The 24,749-nt window shown below is 61.6% G+C and carries 24 protein-coding genes, 1 tRNA gene and 1 pseudogene; 8 read left to right on the top strand and 18 right to left on the bottom strand.

Features of this window, described 5'->3' with window-relative positions; genetic code table 11:
* Positions 1 to 20: 20 nt before the first annotated feature.
* Positions 21 to 674, bottom strand: a complete 654-nt coding sequence (locus PFU01S_RS02840; RefSeq protein ID WP_028686559.1) for a LexA family protein — start codon at positions 672 to 674, stop codon at positions 21 to 23.
* A gap of 130 nt (positions 675 to 804) precedes the next feature.
* Between PFU01S_RS02840 and PFU01S_RS02835 the strand changes: the two genes are divergently transcribed.
* Entirely contained in the window at positions 805 to 1,116 is a 312-nt protein-coding gene (locus tag PFU01S_RS02835; protein WP_028686560.1) for a DUF6124 family protein, read from the top strand.
* 439 nt (positions 1,117 to 1,555) lie between these two features.
* Positions 1,556 to 2,071, top strand: a complete 516-nt coding sequence (locus tag PFU01S_RS02830) for a DUF4880 domain-containing protein (RefSeq protein WP_028686561.1) — start codon at positions 1,556 to 1,558, stop codon at positions 2,069 to 2,071.
* Between the two features lie 37 nt (positions 2,072 to 2,108).
* On the opposite strand, the gene PFU01S_RS02825 is transcribed toward PFU01S_RS02830, so the two are convergent.
* From PFU01S_RS02825 to PFU01S_RS02810, 4 genes are all read right to left on the bottom strand, one after another.
* Complete coding sequence (locus PFU01S_RS02825; protein WP_028686562.1) at positions 2,109 to 3,362, bottom strand: OprD family porin; 1,254 nt, start codon at positions 3,360 to 3,362, stop codon at positions 2,109 to 2,111.
* A gap of 63 nt (positions 3,363 to 3,425) precedes the next feature.
* On the bottom strand, positions 3,426 to 4,730 hold the full coding sequence (locus tag PFU01S_RS02820; protein WP_027916232.1) for a CitMHS family transporter: 1,305 nt from the start codon (positions 4,728 to 4,730) through the stop codon (positions 3,426 to 3,428).
* Between the two features lie 118 nt (positions 4,731 to 4,848).
* Positions 4,849 to 6,168, bottom strand: coding sequence for a C4-dicarboxylate transporter DctA (gene dctA, locus PFU01S_RS02815; protein ID WP_027916233.1), 1,320 nt, complete (start codon positions 6,166 to 6,168; stop codon positions 4,849 to 4,851).
* A gap of 72 nt (positions 6,169 to 6,240) precedes the next feature.
* On the bottom strand, positions 6,241 to 7,320 hold the full coding sequence (locus PFU01S_RS02810) for a 4-oxalomesaconate tautomerase (RefSeq protein WP_027916234.1): 1,080 nt from the start codon (positions 7,318 to 7,320) through the stop codon (positions 6,241 to 6,243).
* A gap of 147 nt (positions 7,321 to 7,467) precedes the next feature.
* Between PFU01S_RS02810 and PFU01S_RS02805 the strand changes: the two genes are divergently transcribed.
* The 3 genes from PFU01S_RS02805 to glsB all read left to right on the top strand — a co-directional run bounded on the left by PFU01S_RS02805 (position 7,468) and on the right by glsB (position 10,255).
* Complete coding sequence (locus tag PFU01S_RS02805; protein ID WP_027916235.1) at positions 7,468 to 8,361, top strand: LysR family transcriptional regulator; 894 nt, start codon at positions 7,468 to 7,470, stop codon at positions 8,359 to 8,361.
* 80 nt (positions 8,362 to 8,441) lie between these two features.
* On the top strand, positions 8,442 to 9,236 hold the full coding sequence (locus PFU01S_RS02800) for a substrate-binding domain-containing protein (protein WP_027916236.1): 795 nt from the start codon (positions 8,442 to 8,444) through the stop codon (positions 9,234 to 9,236).
* 98 nt (positions 9,237 to 9,334) lie between these two features.
* The gene (glsB, locus tag PFU01S_RS02795; RefSeq protein ID WP_023534785.1) at positions 9,335 to 10,255 is read left to right on the top strand and encodes a glutaminase B; all 921 of its coding nucleotides are present in this window, start codon (positions 9,335 to 9,337) and stop codon (positions 10,253 to 10,255) included.
* Positions 10,256 to 10,507: 252 nt separating this feature from the next.
* Here glsB and PFU01S_RS22850 read toward each other — a convergent pair whose 3' ends face one another.
* The 10 genes and pseudogenes from PFU01S_RS22850 to PFU01S_RS02750 all read right to left on the bottom strand — a co-directional run bounded on the left by PFU01S_RS22850 (position 10,508) and on the right by PFU01S_RS02750 (position 17,620).
* Complete coding sequence (locus tag PFU01S_RS22850; protein WP_371920336.1) at positions 10,508 to 10,801, bottom strand: phage integrase central domain-containing protein; 294 nt, start codon at positions 10,799 to 10,801, stop codon at positions 10,508 to 10,510.
* Between the two features lie 188 nt (positions 10,802 to 10,989).
* A pseudogene (locus PFU01S_RS22845) lies at positions 10,990 to 11,076 on the bottom strand (hypothetical protein); the annotation flags it as partial.
* Positions 11,077 to 11,437: 361 nt separating this feature from the next.
* Positions 11,438 to 11,513: transfer RNA gene (locus PFU01S_RS02785), tRNA-Gly, on the bottom strand.
* Between the two features lie 64 nt (positions 11,514 to 11,577).
* Positions 11,578 to 12,138: a CDP-diacylglycerol--glycerol-3-phosphate 3-phosphatidyltransferase gene (pgsA, locus tag PFU01S_RS02780; protein ID WP_023534788.1), complete on the bottom strand. Its 561-nt coding sequence runs from the start codon at positions 12,136 to 12,138 to the stop codon at positions 11,578 to 11,580.
* A 33-nt stretch (positions 12,139 to 12,171) separates the two neighbouring features.
* Positions 12,172 to 13,995, bottom strand: a complete 1,824-nt coding sequence (uvrC, locus tag PFU01S_RS02775) for an excinuclease ABC subunit UvrC (protein ID WP_028686564.1) — start codon at positions 13,993 to 13,995, stop codon at positions 12,172 to 12,174.
* Between the two features lie 5 nt (positions 13,996 to 14,000).
* Positions 14,001 to 14,639 (bottom strand): response regulator transcription factor GacA, encoded by a 639-nt coding sequence (gene gacA, locus PFU01S_RS02770; RefSeq protein ID WP_028686565.1) that lies wholly within the window; start codon positions 14,637 to 14,639, stop codon positions 14,001 to 14,003.
* Between the two features lie 63 nt (positions 14,640 to 14,702).
* Positions 14,703 to 15,092 (bottom strand): helix-turn-helix domain-containing protein, encoded by a 390-nt coding sequence (locus PFU01S_RS02765; protein ID WP_110606571.1) that lies wholly within the window; start codon positions 15,090 to 15,092, stop codon positions 14,703 to 14,705.
* A 109-nt stretch (positions 15,093 to 15,201) separates the two neighbouring features.
* The gene (locus PFU01S_RS02760) at positions 15,202 to 15,645 is read right to left on the bottom strand and encodes a GNAT family N-acetyltransferase (RefSeq protein ID WP_027916240.1); all 444 of its coding nucleotides are present in this window, start codon (positions 15,643 to 15,645) and stop codon (positions 15,202 to 15,204) included.
* A 37-nt stretch (positions 15,646 to 15,682) separates the two neighbouring features.
* The gene (locus tag PFU01S_RS02755; RefSeq protein WP_027916241.1) at positions 15,683 to 16,180 is read right to left on the bottom strand and encodes a PaaI family thioesterase; all 498 of its coding nucleotides are present in this window, start codon (positions 16,178 to 16,180) and stop codon (positions 15,683 to 15,685) included.
* A 57-nt stretch (positions 16,181 to 16,237) separates the two neighbouring features.
* Positions 16,238 to 17,620 carry an amino acid permease gene (locus PFU01S_RS02750; RefSeq protein WP_028686566.1) on the bottom strand — a complete coding sequence of 461 codons (1,383 nt, stop codon included), beginning with the start codon at positions 17,618 to 17,620 and terminating at the stop codon, positions 16,238 to 16,240.
* A 333-nt stretch (positions 17,621 to 17,953) separates the two neighbouring features.
* On the opposite strand from PFU01S_RS02750, the gene PFU01S_RS02745 reads away from it, so the two are divergent.
* Positions 17,954 to 19,204, top strand: a complete 1,251-nt coding sequence (locus PFU01S_RS02745) for a 2-aminoadipate transaminase (RefSeq protein ID WP_028686567.1) — start codon at positions 17,954 to 17,956, stop codon at positions 19,202 to 19,204.
* Between the two features lie 13 nt (positions 19,205 to 19,217).
* On the opposite strand, the gene PFU01S_RS02740 is transcribed toward PFU01S_RS02745, so the two are convergent.
* Complete coding sequence (locus tag PFU01S_RS02740; protein ID WP_027916244.1) at positions 19,218 to 19,520, bottom strand: hypothetical protein; 303 nt, start codon at positions 19,518 to 19,520, stop codon at positions 19,218 to 19,220.
* Positions 19,521 to 19,697: 177 nt separating this feature from the next.
* On the opposite strand from PFU01S_RS02740, the gene PFU01S_RS02735 reads away from it, so the two are divergent.
* A complete protein-coding gene (locus PFU01S_RS02735) occupies positions 19,698 to 20,123 on the top strand; it encodes a hypothetical protein (protein ID WP_028686568.1) in 426 nt (141 codons plus the stop codon).
* Between the two features lie 36 nt (positions 20,124 to 20,159).
* Here PFU01S_RS02735 and PFU01S_RS02730 read toward each other — a convergent pair whose 3' ends face one another.
* Together PFU01S_RS02730 and PFU01S_RS02725 are read right to left on the bottom strand one after the other, a co-directional pair.
* Positions 20,160 to 21,602: a SulP family inorganic anion transporter gene (locus PFU01S_RS02730; protein WP_028686569.1), complete on the bottom strand. Its 1,443-nt coding sequence runs from the start codon at positions 21,600 to 21,602 to the stop codon at positions 20,160 to 20,162.
* 85 nt (positions 21,603 to 21,687) lie between these two features.
* On the bottom strand, positions 21,688 to 23,394 hold the full coding sequence (locus PFU01S_RS02725; RefSeq protein ID WP_028686570.1) for a S8/S53 family peptidase: 1,707 nt from the start codon (positions 23,392 to 23,394) through the stop codon (positions 21,688 to 21,690).
* 208 nt (positions 23,395 to 23,602) lie between these two features.
* Between PFU01S_RS02725 and PFU01S_RS02720 the strand changes: the two genes are divergently transcribed.
* The gene (locus PFU01S_RS02720; RefSeq protein WP_028686571.1) at positions 23,603 to 24,337 is read left to right on the top strand and encodes a secretin N-terminal domain-containing protein; all 735 of its coding nucleotides are present in this window, start codon (positions 23,603 to 23,605) and stop codon (positions 24,335 to 24,337) included.
* Positions 24,338 to 24,749 lie beyond the last annotated feature (412 nt).

Below are 24,749 nucleotides of genomic sequence, written 5' to 3'. Positions count from 1 at the left end.
ACCGCTCGGGCCACGTGGCCTCAGAACGCGCCGTGTACCCGCACCACCACCCCCAGGAACTCGCAGCCGGTTTCGCACAGCACCGTGGGGTAACGGGTGTTCAACGGCTTGAGCATCTTGTCACCGCCTTCTTCGACCAACTGGCGTAGCACAGGCGCTTTGCCAGGCTGGCGGGCAATCACCAACCGGCCGGGCTCGGCTGGCAAGCCGGTGTCGACCAGCACGCGCATGCCTTCCGGCACGCTCTTGCCGCTGGCGGCGTTCATCGAGTCGTTTTCCACGGCAAGCCAGAATGCATTGCCCGCAGGCATGTAGTCGGTCTGCTCATGTATCTCACTGGTTTCAGGCAAGGGGCCCTGCAAGTCCGCCCACTTGAGCACTGGAAAGCGGAAGCTCGCATAAAGCAGGGCCTGTGCGGAAACAGGCGGCTCAGCGCCGTAATTGCCGGGAGATTCACGCACGAGGTCGCGCTCGACCACCATGACCTGCGCCTCCAGAAAGACCAGCCCGAGCTTTTCCAGTTTTTCGTTGATGGTCTCCAACGTAGGGCGGCGCGTGCCGCGAAGCCAGTGCCCTACCCCACCCTGCGTCATGCCCAGGCGCTCGGCCAGTTTCAACTGGCTGAGGTTGTGTTCGCGCTTGTAGCGCTTGAGAAATGCATTCCAGTTTTCCATGAGCGGCAACAATACGGACTGTATTGGAAGCAGCAATACACAATCTGAATTATTTATTTGGCGCTAGAAAATACAAATTGACCTATGCTCTGAGTTCATTGTGTTTGACGAGAACCTGGAAGGTATCGCAATGAAACATCCGAAAAACGACGAAACAGATCTCGACAGCGAAGCCGCCCGCCGCGCGCTTGATTATTACCTGAACCCCAACCCGCCGCGTCCCACGCCCGAAAACAGGATCTGGACGCTTCACGAGGGCGTCACACGCGATCAAGCCCAGGAGCACGCCATCGCCCTGCTGCGCTGTGCGGCGGCAACCGCCCAGGAAACCGCCACCCACCAGCATGGTAGCCAGCGAGAACTGATGTTTGCGTTGATGCACATGATGGACATGGCTCGCGCGCTGCTGGAACACCAGCGCACGGCAGACCCCGCCGCTTGAGGCAGGTAGTGGAGAATGCGAGGGGTCAAAGTTGGCGCATGGCGTGCGAAGCCAAGGCCCTGGTTTGGGGGACAAGGAAGCGCAGCGGTAGGTATTCTACCGTCATGTATAAAAAAATCATTTGACTGGCAAATGATAACGATTATTATTGCACTCAGCTGATCGCGAGATCCGCTGGATAACCCGGAGCTTAGGTCGCTCTCGGATTATCTCCTCATCAGGCTAATCACGGTTTTTGACCCAGCTTTTTGCTGGGTCTTTTTTTTGGCTCTTCAGGCTAATGAAGATCGTGATGGCGGCGATGGTAGCAAAAGTGTTTCCAAGGGTGAACGGCCATTACAAAAGTTTGCCGGTTCAGCACTTGAGAATCAATCTCGTTCAGCTTAAGCTCAGCGTCACGGATGCTCTCCCAGATGCTCGCTTCAGCAAGGAACTGCTCATGACCCGCATGCTCTTGCGCCTCCCCACGCCCTTACCCAAGCACGCTGCCGATAGCGATGCTGCCCTGCTGCTCGCACTCAAGCGCCTGCCACGCGCTGCGCGCCAGGTGTTTTTGCTAAGCCGTCTCGATCAGTTGGCCCAGGCCAGGGTCGCCACACGTCTTGGCTTGCCGCTACGCAGTGTCGAGCGTCTCATGGTGCAGGCGTTGCTCGCCGTCCAGCCCCGCCCCGATGCCCCGACGCGCCAGGCAGCACAGTGGTATGTGCGTTTGCAGAGCCCGGACGTCACCGCATGCGAGCGTATCGACTTTCGTCGCTGGCTGGACGCCTCGCCCAACCACCTGCAGGCGTTCCACGCCACCGAGCTGTGCTGGCGCAGCTTGTACGAGCCTGCACTGGCCCTGGGCCGCGATGGCTGGTATCGCAAGGGTCGCGCTGCCCTGGCGCTGGGTGGTTGCTCCTTTGCTGCCGCGCTGGGCATGGCCGTATTGATCATGCTGGGGCTGTGGGCGTGAAACGGTTGCCAGCGCACGCATCTTGATGCTCGCGACGTCACCACAGCGCGATATCGTACGTCAGGTACAGCCGATTGCTGTCACGGCCACGCGCAAAGTCCGAGCGGTACACGTAGTTGCGCAGCTTAACGCCAAGCCCTTTGGCGGGGCCTGATTGCACGACATACGCAAGCTCTGCATCGCGCTCCCACTCGCTCAGACCCGCCGCGCCAGAACGGCCGTTATCGCCGCTCAGGTAGCGGGTCATGAAGGTCAACCCCGGCACCCCGGCCGCTGCGAAATTGTAGACATAGCTCGCCATCCAGGTCTTTTCATCTTCTTCGATGAACTTGCCAATGCCCACGTTGCTGAATGAATACACCGTCGCCCCGCTGATGTACGGCAGCCCCGCTTCGCCATTGAGCGCTTGATAACCTGCACCGAACGTGTGGCCGGAATGCGTGTAGGCGATTTGCCCGCTGAGCATGTCATTGTCGATCGGGCCACCGTAGGCCGCACCGGTGCTTTTGCTTTTGAAATAGCGCAGGTCCGTGGTCAGGACACCGCCAGCCAGCGCATGGTCGTGAATCACCCCGGCGAAGTCCTGACGATAGAAATGCTCGAGCTGACCGTGATAGTAGCTCAGGCGCAGCTGTTTGCTGACGGTGTAGTCGGCGCCGGCAAAGCTGAAGTCTCCGGCTTCGCCGCCACTGTAGCCGTCCAGGTACAGGCCGGTGCTGTTCGAAGAATCGCGCTGTTTGAAACGGGTCAGGTGCCCTGCCGTGAGGTTCAGGTTATCGATTGCGGCACTGGTGACCTGCGTACCCTGGTAGGTTTGCGGCATCAAGCGAGCATCGTTGTGCACCAGCACTGGGGTCTTGGGCAACAAGGTGCCATGCCTGACGACGTTCTGGCCAACACGCGCCTTGAAGGTACCGCCCGCACTGGCGAACGCGTCGGCGGCCCGGCCGTCGTCATGCACAGGCAACAGGCCCGTGCCACTGCGGCCACGCCCCGAATCCAGGCGCACGCCCAACAAGCCCAGTGCATCGAGCCCCACGCCGAGGGTACCGGGGGTGTAACCCGACTGATAATCGAGCAAGAAGCCCTGCGCCCACTCGGTACGCTCGCTCTTGGCGGTGGCTGCGGCGCGGGGGCTCATGCCCTGTTCGTCGCGAAAGTTTTCGTTGAAATAGACATTGCGCATTTGCAACTTGAGCTTGCTGTCATCGATGAAGCCAGTAGCGCCGGCCACAGGCAGGCAGCCGCAGAGCAGGCCACACGTGGCCCCTCGCACGAGGGTCAAGGACATGATCGGTACTCTATTGTTGTTTTTGGGGTGTCAGCGATGGCGGGCGCCTGGCGCCCGCACCATTCAGACGAAGAACGACAACGCACCGGTCAACACCGCCAAGGCGGTGATGACCAGCGAAGTGAGCACTGCCCACTTCACCGTGGCCTTCTGGAAGTCGCCGATGTCCTTGTCCACCATGCCCACCAGCAGCAGGGTCGAGGCGACCAACGGGCTCATCAAGTGCACCGGCTGACCAAGCACCGAGGCGCGGGCGATTTCAACAGGGTCGATGCCATAGGCGGCGGCAGCATTGGCCAGGATCGGCACCACCCCGAAATAGTACGCATCGTTGGACAGCACGAAGGTAAGCGGCATGCTGGTCAGCGCCACCACCAGCGGGAACCAGTGGCTCCAGGCTTCCGGGATCCAGTCCACGAGGGTTTGCGCCAGGGCATCGACCATCTTGGTGCCCGAGAAGATGCCGGCGAAGATACCAGCGGCGAACACCAGCAGCACCACGGTCATGGCGTTGCCCGAATGGGCCAGGATGCGTTCTTTCTGCAGTTCCAGTTGCGGGTAGTTGATCATCAAGGCGGCAACGAAACCGATCATGAACAGGATCGCCGCGTGCATCAGGCCCAGCACCAGTGCGGTCATGACCACAATGACCAGCACCAGGTTCACGTAGGCCAGACGCGGACGCTTGTGGGGCGTGTCACCCAGGATTTCCTTGATGTAGCAATTGCCGCCGCCGGACTCCAGGGCCACGTTGCCGATGCGGCGTCGCTCGGCACGCCCCAGCAAGTAGGCGGTGAACACCACCCAGGCAGCCCCACCGATCACTGTGGGCAGCATGGGAATGAAGTAGTCGGTGGCATCGAGCCCAAGCGCTGCGATGGCACGGGTGGCAGGCCCGCCCCAGGGGCTCATGCCACTCATGATGCTCAACGACAGCATCGACACCGTTGCCAGGATCATCGGGTTCATGCCGATGCGCTTGTACAAGGGCAGCATGGCGGCGCAGGTGATCATGTAGGTGGTGGTACCGTCACCGTCCAGTGCCACCAGCAGCGACAGCAATGCAGTGCCAATGGCGATCTTGATGGGGTCGCCGTTGACGCGCTTGAGGATCTTACGGATCAGAGGGTCGAACAGGCCGGCATCGATCATCAAGCCGAAAAACAGGATGGCGAACAGCAGCAAGGCGGCCGACGGGGCCACCATTTTCAGCCCGTCGAGCATCATCTTGCCAAGGTCAGGCGCAAAGCCCCCCACCAGCGCGAAGACGATCGGTACGACCGTCAAGGCGACGATCGGGGACAGGCGTTTGCTCATGATCAGGTAGGTGAACGTCACCACCATGATCAAGCCCAGGAGTGCGAGCATGGCTTTTCTCTCTTGTTTTTATCCGGGTTGGGCCGCCGATGGCGCAGACGAGCCCCCTACCCGCGCGCGTTCCTGCACGCGGGTTGCTGCGTTTTGAGTTCAGGGTGTAGCGGACGTCTTAGCCGTGGTGGCCTGGCTTGGCGACCCAGGCGGCGTCGGGGCCTACCGTGGCCGGTGCCTGCTCGACCACAGGCTCGCCATTGAGGCGACTGAGCAGAACCTGCTTGTCACACGCATTCTCGGAAATCGACACCACCACGGTGGCCACGGCATTGCTGGCAAGGCTCGTGAGGGCGCGGGCTTCGGACATGAAGCGGTCGATACCGATCAGCAGGGCCAGGCCTGCCAGCGGAATGTCATGGACAACGGTCAGGGTCGAAGCCAAGGCCACGAAGCCGCTGCCGGTCACGCCCGCTGCGCCTTTTGACGACAGCAGCATGATCGCCAGCATGGTCACCACCTGGCCCAGGCTCAGGTCGATGTTGCAGGCCTGGGCAATGAACACGGCGGCCAAAGACAAGTAGATCGCCGTGCCGTCGAGGTTGAACGAGTAGCCGGTGGGCAGTACCAGGCCAACGACCCCCTTCTTGCAGCCAAGCTTTTCCAGCTTCTCCAGCATGCGCGGCAACACCGGTTCCGTGGAAGAAGTGCCCAGTACCACCAGGAACTCTTCGCGGAAATAGCGCAGCAGCTTCCACAGGCTGAAACCATGGGCGCGGCAGATGCCGCCCAGCACGACCAGCACGAAGAACGCACAGGCGATGTAGAGCGTGCCGATCAGCTTGGCGAGCGACCCCAGCGAGGTCACCCCGTACTGCCCGACCGTGAACGCCAGGGCCCCGAACGCACCGACCGGTGCGAAACGCATGAGGTAGCCGAAGATGCGGAACACCATGGTCGAGACCGCTTCCAGCACATCCAGCACCGGCTTGCCCTTCTCGCCCATGGACGACAGCGCGAACCCGCTGAGCACGGCGATGAACAGCACCGGCAGCACTTCACCCTTGTTGAACGCCCCCATGAAGGTGTCCGGGATGATGTGCATGAAGAAGTCCACCACGCCCAGCTTGGCGGCCGAGGCGGTGAACTGGGTCAACCCTTCGGTGCTCAGGGTGGCCGGGTCGATGTTCATGCCGACCCCTGGCTTGAACAGGTACACCGCGGCCAGGCCGATGATCAGGCTGACGATGGTCAGCCCCAGGAACAGCAGCAGTGTCTTGCTCATCAGGCGCCCGAGCGAGCGCTTGTCGGTCATGCCGGCTATACCAGTGACGATGGTGCAGAACACCACGGGCGCGATCATCATCTTGACCAGCTTGATGAAGGCATCGCCCAGAGGTTTGAGCGCAACGGCCTGTTGCGCCCAGAAGTGACCGACCACTACACCCAGCAGGACGGCGCAGAGGATCTGGAAGTACAGCGATTTGGCAAGTTTCATGAGGCATCACCCATTGTTCATATTGTGCGGATGCGCTTGTTGCAAGGTGCCGCGGTCAATCCATGCAGGTGGCTAGCCAGCCAACCTGCGCAAGGTAGGCGCGTAGACGAATCCTGAAAACAGCCGCCGGGCAGTACGTACCACCGAGGCTTGCAAGGTCTTGCCATCGGCGCCGCTGCGTGACAACGCGACGTCGATGCCACCGCTTGGATGCTCAAGGCGAACCTGGCTCAATTCCAGGGCGTGTTCACCCAGCAGATCCACAATGACGCTGCCAGGGCTGACACAGGCAGTGGCCAGCCCTACAGCACCCGTGATCGCCAGGGCACGGTGGCAATTGTGCGGCATGAAGTAGCGCACCTGGAGCGTGCCGTCGTAGCGCGGCTTGGACACCAGCACTGGCTTGGGTATCACCATGCCGCTGACATCGCCCAGGCCCATGGCCTTGCCGGCTTTGAGCCGCAGCGCTTCAAGGCGCTTGAGCAGAGGGCCGTTGGCGTCGAGCTCGTCGGGCGTTTCGGCGCCGGTCATGCCCAGGTCACTGGCCTGGATGACCATCATGGGCATGGCCATGTCGATACAGGTCATCGGCACGCCATCGATCACATCCTTGGCTTGCCCGGTAGGAAAGAGCTTGCCGGTCTTGCTGCCAACCGCATCGAGGAAGGTCAGGTGCACCGGCGCGGCGGTGCCCGGCACGCCATCGATGGCGGTACGCCCTTCATAGCGCACGATGCCACCTGGGGTTTCCACCAGCGAGTTGACGAAGGTGCCAGTGTTCAGGTTACGGATGCGCACCAAGGTCTTGCCTTCCTGGCCCTTGACCAGCCCCTGCTCGATGGCGAAGGGGCCGACCGCGCACAGCATGTTGCCGCAGTTGGGCGCAGTGTCCACGCGGCGCTGGGCGACCATCACCTGCACGAACAGGTAATCGACGTCGGCGTCGGCATGCAGCGACGGGCTGATGATCGCGACCTTGCTGGTCTGCGGGCTGCCGCCACCGATACCGTCGATTTCCAGCTCATGACCGGACCCCATCAGGTCGATGAGCAATTCATCGCGCTCGACCACATTGGCAGGCAAGTCCCACGCATGGAAAAACGGCCCCTTGGAGGTGCCGCCGCGCATGAGTACGCAAGGAATTCGTTGCATGATTTCGCACTCTTGTTGATCAATGGACATCATTGATGCCGTGAGCAAAAGAGTGACAGGGATGGATAAATCATTCCAATGCAAATATCGTAGTGATTATTCCGTTTCACAAAACAATAATAGGCATTTTTGGTGAGGAGGTGACTGGTGGAATATGAGCTTCAAGACATACGATCTTTCGTCAAAATCGCCGAACTTGGGAGCTTTCACGAGGCTGCCGAGGTATTACACCTGTCCCAACCGGCTCTGAGTCGACGGATCAAGAAGCTAGAAGAAGGTCTGGGCACGTCGCTGCTGGAGCGCACTACGCGCCGCGTCAGCCTGACCAGCGTGGGCCGTGATTTTCTGCCCAAGGCCAGGCGCTTGCTGGACGACTTCGAGGATTCGATTCTCAGTATCCGGGAGTTGGCCGAGCGTCAGACCGGGCAGGTGACGCTGGCCTGTATCCCGACTGCAGCGTTCTATTTCCTGCCGTCGGTGATCCGCGACTACAACGACCAATACCCCAAGATCCGCATTCGTCTGTTGGACCTGAGCGCCAATGATGGCCTGGAGGCCGTGCTGCGGGGTGAAGCCGATTTTGGCATCAACATGATGAGCGGCCAGCACCCGGACATCGAGTTCGTGTCGTTGGTGCAGGAGCACTTCGTGCTGGCCTGCCGGCGCGATCACCCTCTAGCGAACCGCGATGCGGTGACCTGGACCGAGCTTGCCGACTACCGTTTGATCGGCGTGGGTCGATTGAGCGGCAACCGCATGCTGCTCGACCACGCCCTGGCCGGGCTGAACCTGCGGCCGAAATGGTTCTACGAAGTGCAGCACCTGTCCACGTCGTTGGGCATGGTCGAGGCCGGCCTTGGCGTCTCGGCCATGCCTAGCCTGGCCATGCCCAGTGCAGACCACCCGACCCTGGTAAGCGTGCCGTTGATCGAGCCGGAGGTGACCCGCACCTTGGGTCTGGTCTACCGCCGCGGCGCCTCGCTGTCGCCGGCGGCAGAGAAGTTCGTGTCGATCCTGCTGGAGAAATGGCCGAACCGGTGAGCATGAAACATTCTTAACGCCGCTTAATTTAGCGCCGGGCCAGGCTGCCAATAAGCTGCCCGTTTTATCTGGAGTATCCCATGCTGAAAACGCTGTCCTGCACGGCACTGCTGGTCGCCACCTTTGCCTGCTCTGCCGCAGAACCCACCCATGACCAGGCCACCACGCTGACCGTGCTCAGCTCCGGCGGCATCATGGGTGCCATCCGCGGCGTTGCACCTGCCTATGAACACACCTACGGGGTAAAGCTGAACGTGCTTGCCGCGCCATCGATGGGCCAGACCCCGCAAGCCATCCCGAACCGGCTGAAACGTGGCGAGCCGGCCGATGTGGTGCTGATGGTGGGCTCGGCGTTGGACAAGCTGGTTGCCGACGGCAAGGCCGACCAGGCAAGCCGCATCGACCTGGGCAAGTCGTTCATCGCCATGGCCGTGCGCAAAGGCGAGCCCAAGCCGGCTATCGGCACGATGGGCGAGTTGCGTCAGGTGCTGCTGGATAGCCCTTCGGTCGCCTACTCCGACAGCGCCAGCGGGGTCTACCTGTCAAAGACCCTGTTCCCGAGCATGAACCTGGGCGAAGGCTTCGCCCACAAAGCCCATATGATCCCTGCCGAACCCGTCGGCAAGGTGGTCGCACGCGGTGAGGCAGCCATCGGGTTCCAGCAGCTGAGCGAGCTTAAGCCGGTGCCCGGCATCGACATCGTGGGGCTGATCCCGGCCGAGGGGCAAAAGATGACGATGTATTCGGGTGCGGTGGTTGCCAACAGCCAGCACCGGGCGGCGGCCCAGGCGCTGCTTGATTACATGGCCTCTGCCCAGGCGGACGCCGCTATCGAGAAAAGCGGCCTGACCCCACTGCCGCACTCGGCTCACTAAGCTTCGACGCTCGGCCAGGGCATGTGGGTAGAAGGCGTGCCCTGACGGCGTGCCGCAGCGTCTGAGACCCATCCTTCCTCCTTCCCAAGGCCGTCGCGATGCAAGACATGCTGCAAGAGATTCTCGACCAGGTGCGCCCACTGCTAAGCCAGGGTCAGGTCGCGCAATACATCCCTGCCCTGGCCCAGGTCGACCCTAACCAGCTTGGCATCGCAGTGCAGGGCCTTGATGGCCAGTTGCACTGCGCAGGCGATGCCTACACGCCCTTCTCTATTCAGAGCATTTCCAAGGTGTTCAGCCTGGTCCAGGCGATCAACCATAGCGGCGAAGACATCTGGTCGCGCTTGGGCTACGAGCCCTCGGGCCAGGCCTTCAACTCGCTGGTGCAGCTGGAGGTGGAAAAGGGTCGTCCGCGCAACCCGTTCATCAATGCCGGCGCACTGGTCATCTGCGACATCAACCAGTCACGCTTCGCCACCCCTGCCCTGTCGATGCGCGACTTCGTTCGCCGCCTGGCTGGCAACCCGCGCATCGTCAGCGACACGGTGGTGGCCGAGTCCGAATACCAGCACCGCGCGCGCAATGCCGCGATGGCCTGGCTGATGACTGCGTTTGGTAACTTTCATAACGACGTGGACGCCGTGCTGAGCAGCTACTTCCATCACTGCGCGCTGTCGATGAACTGCGTCGACGTGGCCCGGGGCTTTGCGTTTCTGGCCAACAGCGGCTATTGCCCCCACAGCGGTGAACACGTGCTCAGCGCACGTCAGGCCCAGCAGGTGAACGCGATCATGGCCACCAGCGGCCTGTACGACGAAGCCGGCAATTTCGCCTATCGCGTGGGCCTGCCGGGCAAGAGTGGCGTGGGCGGTGGCATCGTGGCAGTGGTCCCCGGGCGGTACAGCATCTGCGTCTGGTCGCCAGCGCTCAACGCTTCTGGCAATTCACTGGCAGGTATCCGTGCGTTGGAATTGCTGAGTGAGCGCATCACGGGGTCGGTTTTTTCGGCGGTGCCTTGAGGGTCGTATTTCTGTGGCGGCCGTAATCTACTGCAGCAACTGCCGAACAACGTCCTTCGCCTGCCTGGACAGTGGCACGGAGTAAGGCGTAGTTTGTTGGTTACGACGGCCTTCCTTGCGCATTTCAAGCTGCAACTGTTTGACCACTTCGGGCGGAATCGTCCATAGGCCCCCGCCGCAGGTCGAACTGATCCGGGGTGGCCAGACGCAGCTCGCTGGTGCGCACGCCCGTCAGTGACAGCAGGCGCAAGCCTAGACGGATCTGCAATGCACCACCGTACCCCCGACAGCCTCAAACAGTCCAGGAAGCTCTGACACCCGCAGCAAGGGGTTGTGGACCACAGCCGGCTTAGGCGCGACCAGCACATCGAGATCCGGCGCAGGGTTCTGCTCCAGCCCTGGTGCTTTGACCGAAGCGAAGCGAAACAGCTGCTTGAACCACATCCGGACCTTCTCGGCCACGGTGTAAGCTCGGCGCCGCTCGATCTTGGCCAGCACTTCCAGCAGGTCATGCCGCTTGACCGCAAAGATGGAAAATTTGCCCACTACAGGCAACACGTAGTTATCAAAGATGCGCTGGATCTGCTACAGCGTGCTCTGCAGGCCCTTCTTGAGCACACCACTGCGGTGCTTGAATCACAAGCCGTACATCGCCTGGAAGGTGTTTTGCTCTGCGAGGTTGTGGGTGTGGCGCTGGTGGGGCCGGTGCATACAGGGATTGGCATCTGGGGCGATCAGCCGCCGCGCTTCGTCGCGCAGTGAGCGTGCCTGCCCAGGCCGACTTCGGGGTAGGTACCGAGGGGCATGCGTTTTTGCTTGCCAGCCCATGAATAGCGAAAGTGCCAAGATTTACCGCCAGCCCGCTCACGCCAAGTGACAGGCCGTCGCTATTTCCGAGGGTGTAGTCCTTGCCGGTGGAATTGGCTTGGCGAAAGGTTGCATCTCAAAGTGCGATGTACGAGCTCCTGAACATGAAATTCAGGGCTAGATGCTCGTGACGCTCGACGCTCCTCTCCAGCACAAACCGCCACAGTGAGAGTCCGAATTTCATGGACTAATTTGTGGACTAAAAAAGTCCGGATGCCCATGGATCGGCGCGGCTTTGACTGAAACGAAAAAAGACGCCTAAGCGTCTTTTTTCAATGACTTACAGACTTCCATGGAACTCTGTAGATCGATATTTGGAGCGGGAAACGAGACTCGAACTCGCGACCCCGACCTTGGCAAGGTCGTGCTCTACCAACTGAGCTATTCCCGCGTCGTGATGGGTGCCATTTTAGCGATATCCAAAACCGCGTCAACCCCTTGATTCAAAAAAACTTTTATTTCTGCTCCGAGCCTTCGCGCAGGTGCGGCCAGGCGGCCACCAGGTAGTGCACCATCGACCAGAGGGTCAAACCCGCTGCCACTAACAATAACCCGTAACCCAGAATGACCCAGAAAGTCACCGCTGGCGGATTGCCCAGCAGGATCACCAACGCCAGCATCTGTGCAGCCGTCTTCCACTTGCCCAGGTTGGACACGGCCACATGGGCCCGCGCGCCCAGCTCGGCCATCCACTCGCGCAGCGCCGACACCACGATCTCGCGACCGATGATGACTGCAGCGGGCAATGTGAGCCAGAAGTTGGCGTGGGTTTGCACCAGCAGTACCAGCGCAACGGCGACCATCAGCTTGTCGGCCACCGGGTCCAGGAACGCACCGAACGGGGTGCTCTGCTGCAACCGACGCGCCAGGTAACCATCCAGCCAGTCGGTGGCGGCGGCGACGGCGAATACGCTGCTGGCGGCCATGTAGCTCCAGTGGAACGGCATGTAGAACAGCAGGATGAAAATCGGGATGAGCAGAACGCGTAGAACGGTGAGCAGGTTTGGAATATTCATCGGTACGACTGGCTGCGGGTTGAACCCGGCATTCTACTCGCTATGCAGGCTGGCATAAATCGACTCGGCAAGCTTTTTACTGATGCCCGGTGCCTTGGCAATCTCGTCGACACTGGCGCGGTTGAGCTCTTGCAGGCCGCCGAAATGTTTCAGCAAGTCGCGCCGGCGCTTGGGCCCGACGCCTGCCACATCCTCCAGGCTCGACACTCGCCGGGCCTTGCCGCGACGAGCACGGTGACCGGTGATCGCGAAGCGGTGAGCCTCGTCGCGGATCTGTTGGATCAAGTGCAGCGCCGGCGAATCGCCCTTGAGGGTGAATTCGTTGTGCACATCGTTCAGGTAAAGGGTTTCGAAGCCGGCCTTGCGCGTAACGCCTTTGGCCACGCCAAGCAGGGTCAGCTCACTGAAACCCAGCTCCTGCATCACATCGCGCGCCATGTTCAACTGGCCCTTGCCCCCGTCCACCAGCAGTACGTCCGGCAGCTTGCCTTCGCCATCACGGATGCGCCCGTAACGACGGGTCAGGGCCTGGTGCATGGCGGCGTAGTCGTCGCCGGCAGTCACGCCTTCGATATTGAAGCGCCGGTAGTCCGACTTGATCGGCCCCTCCGGCCCGAACACCACGCAGCTGGCGACCGTGGCCTCGCCACTGGAATGGCTTATGTCGTAGCACTCCAAGCGCTGCGGCACTTCGTCCAGGTCCAGCACTTGAGCCAGTGCGTCGAAGCGTGCGGCCATGTGTTGGCGGTTGGCCAGGCGTGCGTTGAGCGCCTGCTCGGCATTGGTCACTGCCAACTGCTGCCAGCGCGCGCGGGTGCCACGCACTCGGTGACTGATGGTCAGCTCGCGGCCGCGCAGGGCGTTGAGGGCTTCGGTGATGGCCTCGAAGTCCTCGTGCACCACGTTGACGATCAGCTCCCCCGGCAACTCACGCTCCGGGTTGCCGACGTAGTACTGCGAAACGAAAGCCGCCATCACCTCGGAGACGTCTTCCTCGATACCGACCTGCGGGAAGAAGTTCTTGCTCCCCAGCACACGCCCACCACGGACGCTGATCATGTGGACGCAAGCGCCACCAGGGTTGACGAACGCGGCGATGACGTCGACCTCGCCGCTGCCCCCTTCGATGTATTGCTGGTCCTGTACCCGGCGCAGCAGGCCAATCTGGTCGCGCAGTTCGGCCGCCTTTTCGAAATTGAGGTCCATGGCGGCCTTTTCCATCTCGGCATTGAGCTCGTTGCCCAACTGCTGGCTGCGCCCTTCTAGGAACATCACCGAGTGGCGCACGTCTTCGGCATATTCCTCGGCGCTGACCAGGCCGGTACAGGGCCCCTTGCAGCGCTTGATCTGGTATTGCAGGCACGGGCGGGTGCGGTTGGCGTAGTAGCTGTCCTCACATTGCCGTACCAGAAAGGTCTTCTGCAGCACGCTCAGGCTCTCGCGGATGGCCCCGGCACTTGGGTAAGGGCCGAAGTAGCGCCCCTTAGCTTTCTTCGCGCCCCGATGAATGCCAAGCCGTGGAAACTGACCGTCGGAGAGGAATACATAAGGGTAGGACTTGTCGTCACGCAGCAGGATGTTGTACGGCGGGCGCCACTCCTTGATCAGGTTCTGCTCCAGCAACAGCGCCTCGGTTTCGTTGGCGGTGATGGTGGTTTCCACCTGAGCGATGCGGCTGACCAGCGCAGCGGTCTTGGGCGCCAGCCCGGACTTGCGAAAATAGCTGGCAAGGCGCTTCTTGAGGTTCTTGGCCTTGCCCACGTAGAGCAGCCGCGTATCGGCATCGAACATTCGGTACACACCCGGGCGACCACTGCAGGTCGCCAGGAATGCGCTGGCATCAAAGACTTCAGACATGAGGTTTACAGGCTTGCGTCAACCATACCGTGGCGAACGGCCAGCAATGTCAGTTCGACGTCACTGGTGACCGAGAGTTTTTCAAAGATCCGGTACCGGTAGGTATTGACGGTCTTGGGTGAGAGGCACAACTTGTCGGAAATGATCTGCACTTTCTGGCAGCCGACGATCATCAGGGCAATCTGGATTTCACGCTCGGACAACGCATCGAACGGCGAGCCCTGTGGCTGGAACGATTTAAGCGCCAACTGCTGGGCGATCTGCGGGCTAATGTAGCGTTGGCCGGCGAATGCCAGGCGAATGGCCTGAACCATCTCATCGAGCCCTGCCCCCTTGGTCAGGTAGCCGGCCGCCCCGGCTTGTAGCAGGCGCGTGGGGAACGGGTCTTCTTCACACACGGTCACTGCCACCACCTTTATGTCAGGGTGACTGCGCAGCAACTTGCGTGTGGCCTCAAGGCCGCCGATGCCAGGCATCTTGACGTCCATCAGCACAACGTCTGGCTTGAGCTGGCGCGCAAGCTTGAGCGCCGATTCGCCGGAGTCCCCTTCACCTACCACCTGCAAGCCGTCGATGTCGGCCAGCATGCGCGTAATACCGGTTCGTACCAGATCGTGGTCGTCGACCACTAGGACCCTAATCAAGCACACACCTCTTCAGCAGGGCGATTGGATGCCGCCACCTTAACAAAATTTTTCACAACCGGCCTAGCGCATTGCTTTCGTCAGAAACGGCTGACGACCGGCGTCCGAACTTATACGCCCCGGATGCTCATGCCTGTCGTCGGACAGACGTTTCAACAGGTGATAAATCGCCGCCCTGTCGGCTTCAGCGACGCGCCGAAGCGCGTTGAGCACGTCCGACTCCTGCGCACTAAGCCCGTGCAAGGGTACAGGGGTACGCACCCCGTTAAGCACATACAGCGCATCAACCCCCCTGGCCGCTACGGCGGCCAGGTAATCGACACGTGGCGTGCGCTCCCCACTCTCGTACTTGCCCTGCGCGTTGGGTTCCACCCCGCCGATATCGCCGAATACACGCTGGGTCATGCCCAGCCGTTCACGTTCTTCCCGCAGCCGGGGGCCGATTCCATTCATCCGGGCGTCTCCTTGTCCCTGGGTATCTCCGAGCAGCGCCACGTCCGCACTTACCTCCGCGTCGCTCACACAGGGCACTATGCCGCTGCCAGCCGGTTGGGACAAGGCATCATTGTCCTGAGCAATCGATCGTGCGCTGCATGCGCACAAAACAGTCATCCTCACCCATTTCGACGAAGCCTCGTCGCTGGTAAAGCCTGCGCGCCGGATTGGTGCGAAACACCATCAGCCTGAGCAACGCCAGGCGCCGTTGGGCTGCCCAATGCGCAAGCGTTTCGAGCACCCAGCTACCAACGCCCTGCCCTTGGTGGGCGGGAAGCAAATGCAACTCCCGGATGAACAGCGCCTGGCTATCCTGGCTGAGGCTGCAGAAACCCAACACGGCGTCGGTATCGGTCACCAGCCACTGCTCGCGCCATTGCCAGGCCTGATCGAACGCCTGCTCCACCCAGAGCAGGTCGTAGCGGTGGTAATACGGCAGCATGAGACGGCGCGTCAGGTCGCGGGCGAACGCAAGGTCACTGTCAGTGGCAGGGGTCAGTTGCAGCATCACGCGTTCTCCCGCTCAGGCAGGCTTGGCCGTAAGGAACTCACGCCCTTGCATGGGCCTGGCGCTGCAACTTATCGGTATCGACACGGACGAACACCGAATCGGCCCTGACAGTGAGCACCCCATCGGCCCACACCTCGCAGATCACCCGGCTTTTGCGTGCTACTTCCCCCTCAACCCGAGCCTTGAGCAGCAGCTCAACCCCCATAGGGGTTGGTTTGAGGTACTCAAGCCCCAGGCGGCCAGTGACGCAGTCGATACGCGGTAAGCTGCCAGGCGCCCGGCCTTCGTTTCGATAGTGGTAGGCCATGGCCGTCCAATTGGAGTGGCAGTCCACCAGCATCGCGAGCAATCCGCCGTAGACCAGCCCCGGCCAGCCGGTAAAGGTAGCGTCGGGGGTGTGCCGGCAGATCAGATGAATGCCGTCTTCGGCCCAATGGCTTTGTACATGCAGCCCGCCCGGATGGGCGCTGCCACAGCCATAGCAAATGCCATCCGGGGCAGCCACTGCCTGCAGGCTCAAGGCTTGATCGTTCATACGCTTCCTGTGCTTGTTGTAATGAGGGCGCGCTACGCCCTCATTAAAGCAGAGAGGTCACGCGGTTTGCAGGCTCGCCTTGCCGGGGCGCCTGGCCAGCGCTACTACAAGGATGAACGTCGTGACCCCGGCTGTCATCAATGTTTCGTATCGGTAGGCATCGCTGACCAACATGTATCCCAGCACCAGGACGATGGTGGCGATCACCAGCCAGGTCAGCCATGGGAACAACCACATCTTGAGCTCCAGCGGGCGCCCTTCCCGCTCTGCGCGGGCGCGCATGCGCAATTGCGACACGGCGATGACCAGATACACCAGCAGCGCAATGGCACCGGTGGTGGACAGCAGAAAGCCGAACACCTTGCCTGGGAACACGTAGTTGACCAGACACCCGGCAAACCCTGCCAACGTCGAGAGGATCACCGCGACCGTGGGCACGCCGGAGCCTGAGATACGCCGGGTCATGGGCAGGGCCTGCCCGCGAGCGCCCAGCGAATACAGCATGCGCGAGGCGGTATACAGCCCCGAGTTCATGCAACTGGTCACGGCTACCAACACCACCAAGTCCACCAGCAGCTTGGCACCAGGCACGTTCAGCACTTCAAGTACGCGTTGGAACGAGCCGACTGCCTTGAGCCCTGGATCATTCCAGGCCACCAGCGAAACCACCAGAAAGATCGAAGCCAGGTAGAAGATCGCGATGCGATACACCACCAGGTTGGTGGCACGCCGGATCTTGTCCTTGGGGTTGGCCGTCTCGTCGGCAGCGATGGTGACGATCTCCGCGCCAAAGAACGAAAAGATGGTGATCAGCACGCCGCCCAGTACGGTGCCAAAGCCATTGGGCATGAAGCCCCCAGCATCCCAGAGTCGGCTGACCCCGGACACCTCGGCCAAGGGCCAGAACCCACTCACCGCCAAGGTACACACGACGATGAAGGCAACGATGGCCACGACCTTGATCAACGCGAACCAGTATTCGAACGCGCCGAAGTTCTTGACACTGATCAGGTTGGTGCCCGATAGCACGAGCATGATCAGGAAGGCGAACAGCCAGGACGGCACCCCGGGAAAGTAGGCATGCAGAATATCAGCGCCGGCAATGGCTTCGACCGGAATGATCAACACCCAGAACCACCAGTACAGCCAGCCGATGGTAAAGCCTGCCCACGGGCCGATGGCTTGCGAGGCGTACGTGGAGAACGAGCCGCTGTTAGGGTTGGCAATGGCCATCTCACCCAGCATGCGCATCACCAGCAACACCAGCAGCCCGGTCATGGCGTAGGAAATGAGAATGGCCGGGCCTGCCGTGGCGATGGCGTTGGAGGAGCCAATGAACAGCCCGGCGCCTATGATGCCGGCAATGGAAATCATCGATACCTGGCGCGAAGTCAGGCCATGTTGCAAGGAACGCTGTTTCTTGTTGTTCGTGGAAGCCATGTTGAACCCTCTGACTGGATCGCACGGTCATTTTTTGATCCGAGTCAGTATTGGGGCTTGGCCGGGGCGTCACAAACGACGTTTTATCACTACGTGATTCCCTCAAGGAATGATCACGTGCTCTTACACATAGGAACACGTTCTCTAAACTGGCCTGCAGGCCTATGTCGTGAAGGTCAGTTCATAAGGCTCCGAGTTCATCGCTCGCAGGGCGTTGATGACTGACTCGAATACATCAAGAATCAAAGGAATGAAAGCAATCCAATAATTCGTTTGCACCCCCTGATGACACGCGCTTGGATTGGCAGTACATCGCCCATAGGTCCCTGCCCCATGAACCACGACTGCATCAGCCAATCCATCGCCATCGTTCATCCCATCACCCTTTCACATGGCCGCAACGCCGAGGTGTGGGACGAGCAAGGTAAACGCTACATCGATTTCGTAGGCGGCATCGGCGTGCTGAACCTGGGCCATTGCAATCCCGCGGTCGTTCAGGCCATACAGGCTCAGGCCAGCCGCCTGACTCACTACGCCTTCAATGCAGCGCCGCATGCCCCTTACCTTGAGCTGATGGCGCAACTGAGCCAATTCATCCCGGTCGATTACGCGCTGGCCGGCATGCTGACCAACAGCGGCGCGGAGGCGGCGGAAAACGCCCTGAAAGTCGCCCGCGCGGCGACCGGCAAGCGCGCCATCATCGCCTTCGACGGCGGCTTCCACGGGCGTACACTGGCCACCCTGAACCTCAACGGCAAGGTGGCCCCTTACAAGCAGCGGGTCGGCGAACTGCCGGGGCCGGTGTACCACATGCCCTACCCCAGCGCCGACAACGGGGTTACCTGCGAACAGGCCCTCAAGGCGATGGACCGCCTGTTCAGCGTCGAACTGGCAGTGGAGGACGTGGCGGCGTTCATCTTCGAGCCGGTGCAAGGCGAAGGCGGATTCCTCGCCCTTGACCCAAGCTTCGCCCAGGCCCTGCGCCGCTTCTGTGACGACCATGGCATCCTGATCATCATCGACGAGATCCAGTCCGGATTCGGCCGCACTGGCCAGCGCTTCGCCTTCCCGCGCTTGGGGCTTGAGCCCGACCTGCTGCTGTTGGCCAAAAGCATTGCCGGCGGCATGCCGCTGGGTGCGGTGGTCGGGCGCAAGGAACTGATGGCAGCGCTGCCCAAGGGCGGCCTGGGTGGCACCTATTCAGGCAACCCAATCGCCTGCGCAGCGGCCCTGGCCAGCCTGGCGCAGATGACCGACGAGAACCTCGCTTGCTGGGGCGAACGCCAGGAGCAGGCAATCGTGCGCCGCTTCGCGCACTGGAAGGCGACGGGCCTGAGCCCGTTCCTGGGCCGCCTGACCGGCGTCGGTGCCATGCGCGGGATCGAGTTCGTCAATGCCGACGGCAGCCCGGCACCGGCGCAGCTGGCCAAGGTGATTGAAGCGGCACGCGCCAGGGGGCTGCTGCTGATGCCCAGCGGCAAGGCGCGGCACATCATCCGCCTGTTGGCACCGCTGACCATCGAGGCCCACGTGCTCGAGGAAGGCCTGGATGTGCTCGAGCAGTGCCTGGCAGAGCTCGACTGAGAAGAAACGGGTCTTAAAGACCCAGCTCTTGCGGGGTAAGCATGTCGGACTCGAAGGCAATCCAGCCGCCTTCGAGCTCGGCGTGGCCGTTGACGATCGGGCCATAGTAGGTCAGGCCGTTTTCCAGGGTCACGCAGATGTGCGTGGCGTTCTTTTCCGGCGCGGCCAGCGTACCGACGAAATGCACCTTCTTGAGGGTCTCGGTCACCGCCTCCAGGCCCACGCGCATGCTGGCGTTTTCCGAGGCTTCGATGTCGCCGCCTCGGTCTTCGGCGCTGATGGTGATGGTGGCGATGTACGGGTACTGGTTGCTCAAGCGGGTCTACCTCGAAACGTGGGTTGGCATAGGGGCGCGTAGAGTACGGCAGCCGTCACGCCTTGTCTCTAGCGTTCGCCTGCTGAGCCCGCACGGGACAGGCCAACACAGGTGATCTGCTCGCCATGATCTGTTAGGGTGTCGGCCGATACACGCCCTAGCATACGAGGATCCCGAGTGAGCGCCGAAGAACCCCTGATCGCCGACCTGTTCGACGTCGACAAACGCCTGTCCCTCAAGCCGGTCGTGGATTTCAACAGCTACCTGCGCAATGCGTTTGGCGAGGGACCCTGCCGCTGCCACCGTTGCCTTGAAGGCGCCGACCAGACGGCCTACGCCCTGGCGCACACGTTTTCGTTCGACGGCCGGCAATGGCATCGCCGCTTCGCCAGTACCGCCGCCAGCGACATGGCCCAAGTTCTGAAAAAGGCTTGGCTGTCCTACACCAAGGCTGATCTGACGCTGTCCGGCATGCTCGACCTGAGCACCGTACAGACCTTTACCGATGCAGCGCTGCACCCGCGCCTGCTCGCCCTGCTGCCCGCCAGCGGGCTGGCCCGTGAAGCCGACGGACAGTGGCACCTGCAGGCCCCGACCGACTGAGACCCTGGCCTGCGGTACCCTCGGCGGGCCGGCGCTTCAGTGCTGTTCGCCGGCCCGCTTGAGCAGCTTCTTGCAACGCTCGGACAAATGCACCACCCGCAGGTGCTTGCCGGCTTTGGCATAGCGCTCGCGCAAAGCTTTCAACGCGGCAATGGCCGAATAGTCCACAAAGCTCAAGTGCTGGCAGTCCAAGGTCACCTCGGCCGGATCATTGGCCGGGTCGAACTGGTTCAGGAACGGCGCGGTCGAGGCAAAGAACAACGTGCCGTGCACCTGATAACGCTTGTGCCCGTGCTCGTCTTCATGACTGTCGGCGTACAGTTCGCGCGCATGTTGCCAGGCAAAGTTCACCGCCGCGATCACGATGCCGAACAGCACGGCCATGGCCAAGTCGGTGAAGACCGTCACCACGGTGACGGCGATGATCGCCAGCATGTCGTTCACCGGCACCTTGTGCAGCACCCGCAGCGACGCCCAGGCGAACGTCTGTTGCGCTACCACGAACATCACGCCTACCAGGGCCGCCAAGGGGATGCGCTCGATCAATGGCGAAAGGAACAGCACGAACAACAGGATCATCACCCCGGCCATCACTCCGGACAGCCGCCCTCGCCCGCCGGAACTGAGGTTGATCACCGTCTGGCCGATCATGGCGCATCCGCCCATGCCGCCGCACAATCCCGACACCATGTTGGCCGCCCCGAGCGCGACGCACTCGCGGTCCGGAAAGCCGCGGCTTTCAGTGATCTCGTCCGTCAGGTTGAGGGTGAGCAGGGTTTCGAGCAGGCCCACCATGGCCATCAACACGGCGTAAGGGGCGATGATCTGCAGCGTTTCAAGGGTCCAGGGCACCGCCGGCCAAGCCAGCTGCGGAAGGCCACCAGCAATGTGGGCCATGTCACCCAGGGTGCGCGTCGGCAGGTCGAACAGGTACACCAACAGACCCACGCCCAGGATCGCAACCAGCGCCGGTGGCACAGCGCGGGTGAGCCTGGGCAGGATGTAGACCACCGCCATCGTCAACGCCACCAGGCCGACCATCAAGTACAAGGGCGCGCCGTCGAGCCAGCGCTCGCCTTGCTTGAAATGCTCCAGCTGGGCCATGGCAATGACGATCGCCAGGCCGTTGACGAAACCGAGCATTACCGGGTACGGCACCAGCCTGACCAGCTTGCCCAGGCGCAGCACGCCGAACAGGATCATCACCACGCCCCCGAGCAACACCGTGGCCAGCAGGTATTGCGCGCCGTGCTGCACCACCAGCGCGACGATCACGACGGCCATCGAGCCCGCGGCACCGGAAATCATCCCAGGTCGACCGCCAAACAGCGCGGTCAGCGTGCAAATGACGAATGCGCCATAAAGGCCCATCAATGGATTGAGGTGTGCCACCAGGGCGAAGGCAATGCATTCGGGCACAAGAGCAAACGAGGTGGTCAAGCCGGCCAGCAGGTCGGCGCGTAGGCGAGCGGGTTTCATGGGTTTCCTGGGTGACGGTCCAGAACGGACGGAGCGCGAAAGTAAAGGCGCGATGTTACGGAATTTGTCAGGCAGGAGCCACCGATCAGCGCACCCGATCGCGACTCTGCACCGCCAAATCCAGGGCACGCTGCATGTCCAGCCGTGCAGACCGCCCAAGGTCCGGATCATCCAGGCGCCCGCCTCGCTCCGACGGCAAGATGGGGGCAGTCAGGTCCTCGGCATCCATCGCCTCGAAATCCTGCTGCTCGCCAAGGGTCAGCGCACTACGCCGTAGCAACATGCGCACCTGCGCTGGGGTCAGCGCCGGATTGATCGCCAGCATCGCGGCCACGGTGGCCGCCACTAAAGGCGTGGCATAGGACGTGCCGCAATGGGGCTTTGCGCCGGAGGGCCGCAGGCATGCAGCGGCACTGACATCCACGCGGCTGTCGATGTTGGAGCTGTGGCGCTTGCGCACATGGCGCGGGTCATTGACCGGGACAGCGTGTTCACTGCGCTGATGGCCGCCCACCACGAGCAACTGTTCGGTGACGAATGACGACGGTAGCCGATATTCGTCCGTGCTCGACCACGAAGCCCCATTACCCGCCGAATTCACCACGATGACATCCGGATGCTTGGCCCGCAGCCACAGGAAGAACTCCTCGAGCAGCTCCTCGTAACCGCTCATGGCCAGCCCGGAACGGACCAGCGAATCGACCTCATCCCCTTTGATGTTACGCGCACCTACTCGGTGGATGCCCCAACTCCAATTCAGCACCCGCACACCGTCTTGCACCAGGTTGACCGATGCAGCGATATTGGCCGTGATACCGGCATCGGAATTACGGTCGACGATCACATCGAACCCCGGGCTGGCCTTGCCCAGGCCAGCGAGAAACCCCTCGTCCTGGGCGGCATAAATGCCCGCCACGTGGGTGCCATGGCTAGCAGGCTCGCTGCCGTCCCTGGCATACACGCATGTCTGCCCGTGCTGGCAGGCGCCGCGATAACCCTTGAAGCCAGGCGCATCGAAGTCCACACCCCTTTCGATCACCCCCACGCGCACAGGCTGGACGGGAATTCTGGATGCAGGGATGCGGCGCTGATAGTAGTACAGGGCGTCCATGAAGCGGTTGGCGGCCCATTCGTCCGCCTGGGTGATGGCCGGTTCGGCGCGCCCGTCCCCCTCCTCGCCCCGCTCGGGAGCCGACTCTTCAACGATCACCGCATCGACACTGACCTCCGTGCCCATGCGTAGGATCATGGCGTCCCGTTGCACCAGATCGTGCACCGGCAAGCGCAATTGGTAGACGTTCAGTGGCGCTATGGCACCCACCACCTGCGCCCCGTACTTGTCGGCAATGCGCCGCGCCTCCTGCAGACCGTCGTATCTTTCCTCTATCAGCACACTGACCAGATTCAGGTAGGTGGTCAGGCCGTCCATGTTCTTGGCCACTTCATCGGGGCCTGCGGCGACCACATGGCTGCGCTGACGGGTCAACCACACAGGGTTGCTGGCCTGCCCGTCGACCTCCAGCCACAACGGCGCACTTGGCCCAGACGGGTGTTCAAGGGTCAGCGTGAGCGTGTCCCCCTGGCGCTCCAACGCTCCAGCAGGTACCGCCACACCCCCAACCTTGAGTGTTGGCGCCTGTTCACCTAGGCCGGTCACGCGCAGGCACCACTGCTGGCGCTCGGCACTCAGTCGATCACCGCAGCGTTGCAGTTGCTGGATGCGCAGCGTATCAGGCGCCGCCTGCAGACCGGCGCTCCACAAGCACGCCCATACGATGAACCAGCGTTTCATGACAGTCGTCCTCGGATAACCTGTGATTGCGACCCACGGCCCCTGCCAAGGTTCAGCCGTTACCCTGCCCTTCAAGACCCTCCTTGTGGAGGCCGAGCCACAGGTGGGCACTACTGAGGGCCCAGGCATCAATTGCTGCGAAATGGCTCAGGAAGTTCGGGTGCTGCCGATGCAGCGATTACACTCACCTTTTACGGAGACCCTGCCCATGTCCACACGCCCGCTTTTCATCTCGCTGGCACTGCTGGTCAGCCTGACCGCACAAGCCCAAACTGAGGTCGTGCCACTTCAGCACCGCAGCAGCGCCGAGTTGCTGCCGCCCGCGCAAGCCTTCATCGGCCAGGACGGTACTGTCAGCGCCTTCGAGAACAAACTCATCGTCAATGCCAGCCCGCAACGCATTGGCGAACTGCGTGAGCTACTCAAGCAACTGGACACCGCCGCCAAACGCTTGCTGATCAGCGTCGATACCAGCGACAGCCAATTTCAGGATACGCGCGGCAACGCGAAGATCATCCGCCGCGGCACCTCCAACCGCGACGGCGGCGTGCAGCAGATCCAGGCCAGTGAAGGTCAGCCAGCGCTGGTTCAGGTCGGCCAGAGCATCCCCGTAACCAGCTCCAGTACCGATGGATATGGGCGTGTGCAGAGCGATACCCAATACCGCAATGTAACCCAAGGCTTTTACGTAACACCGACGCTCACTGGAGACACCGTTCGCCTCCAGATCAGCACTAATAATGATCGCATCAGCCGCGAACGTGCAGATGTAGTGGATGTTCAAAGCACCGACACAACCCTCACCGGCAAGGTGGGTGAGTGGATCGATATGGCCGGGTATAACCAGCAGAGCCAGGCCGGCTTTAGTACCGGAAGCCATACCTACAGCACTGAACGGGGAAAAAACATGACAGTGCGGGTAAAAGTCGATGTTTTGGACTGATCCGAGACAGTCTGCGGCCTCGACCAAAGGCCTCTGAACTGACTGATGAGTCGTATTAGACCAAAGATGTAGTAGATCTAAAAAAGCACTACAAAACGTTTGACAGGCACTTTTTAGCGAGGGCATGATGGCCTCGCTCCCGCTAATCAGGGGCCCTGGCAAGGGCCTTGGGGCGCCCTCCGTCACCGTGGAGGCGCCCCGTGTCCGTACAGCCCATAAGGCCGTTCGACGAGGTTGCGACTGCACCGAGCAAGTGGTTTCGAGGGACTCAAGTGCGTCACCGCCGTCACAGCATTCGTGTAGCTCCGCAGCGAGGCATCCACGAGCCGACCTGCAGGGGCACTGATGTACATGACTGCCCGACTTGCACCCCATCCTTGCCCGCTGCCGCCGTACCCGCTTGAACAGGACT

Origin of the sequence: Pseudomonas fulva NBRC 16637 = DSM 17717 (genome assembly GCF_000730565.1) — a bacterium.
GTDB classification, from domain to species: domain Bacteria; phylum Pseudomonadota; class Gammaproteobacteria; order Pseudomonadales; family Pseudomonadaceae; genus Aquipseudomonas; species Aquipseudomonas fulva.
Note: the sequence above shows the minus strand (reverse complement) of the source record. Positions and strands in the feature narration are given on the sequence as shown.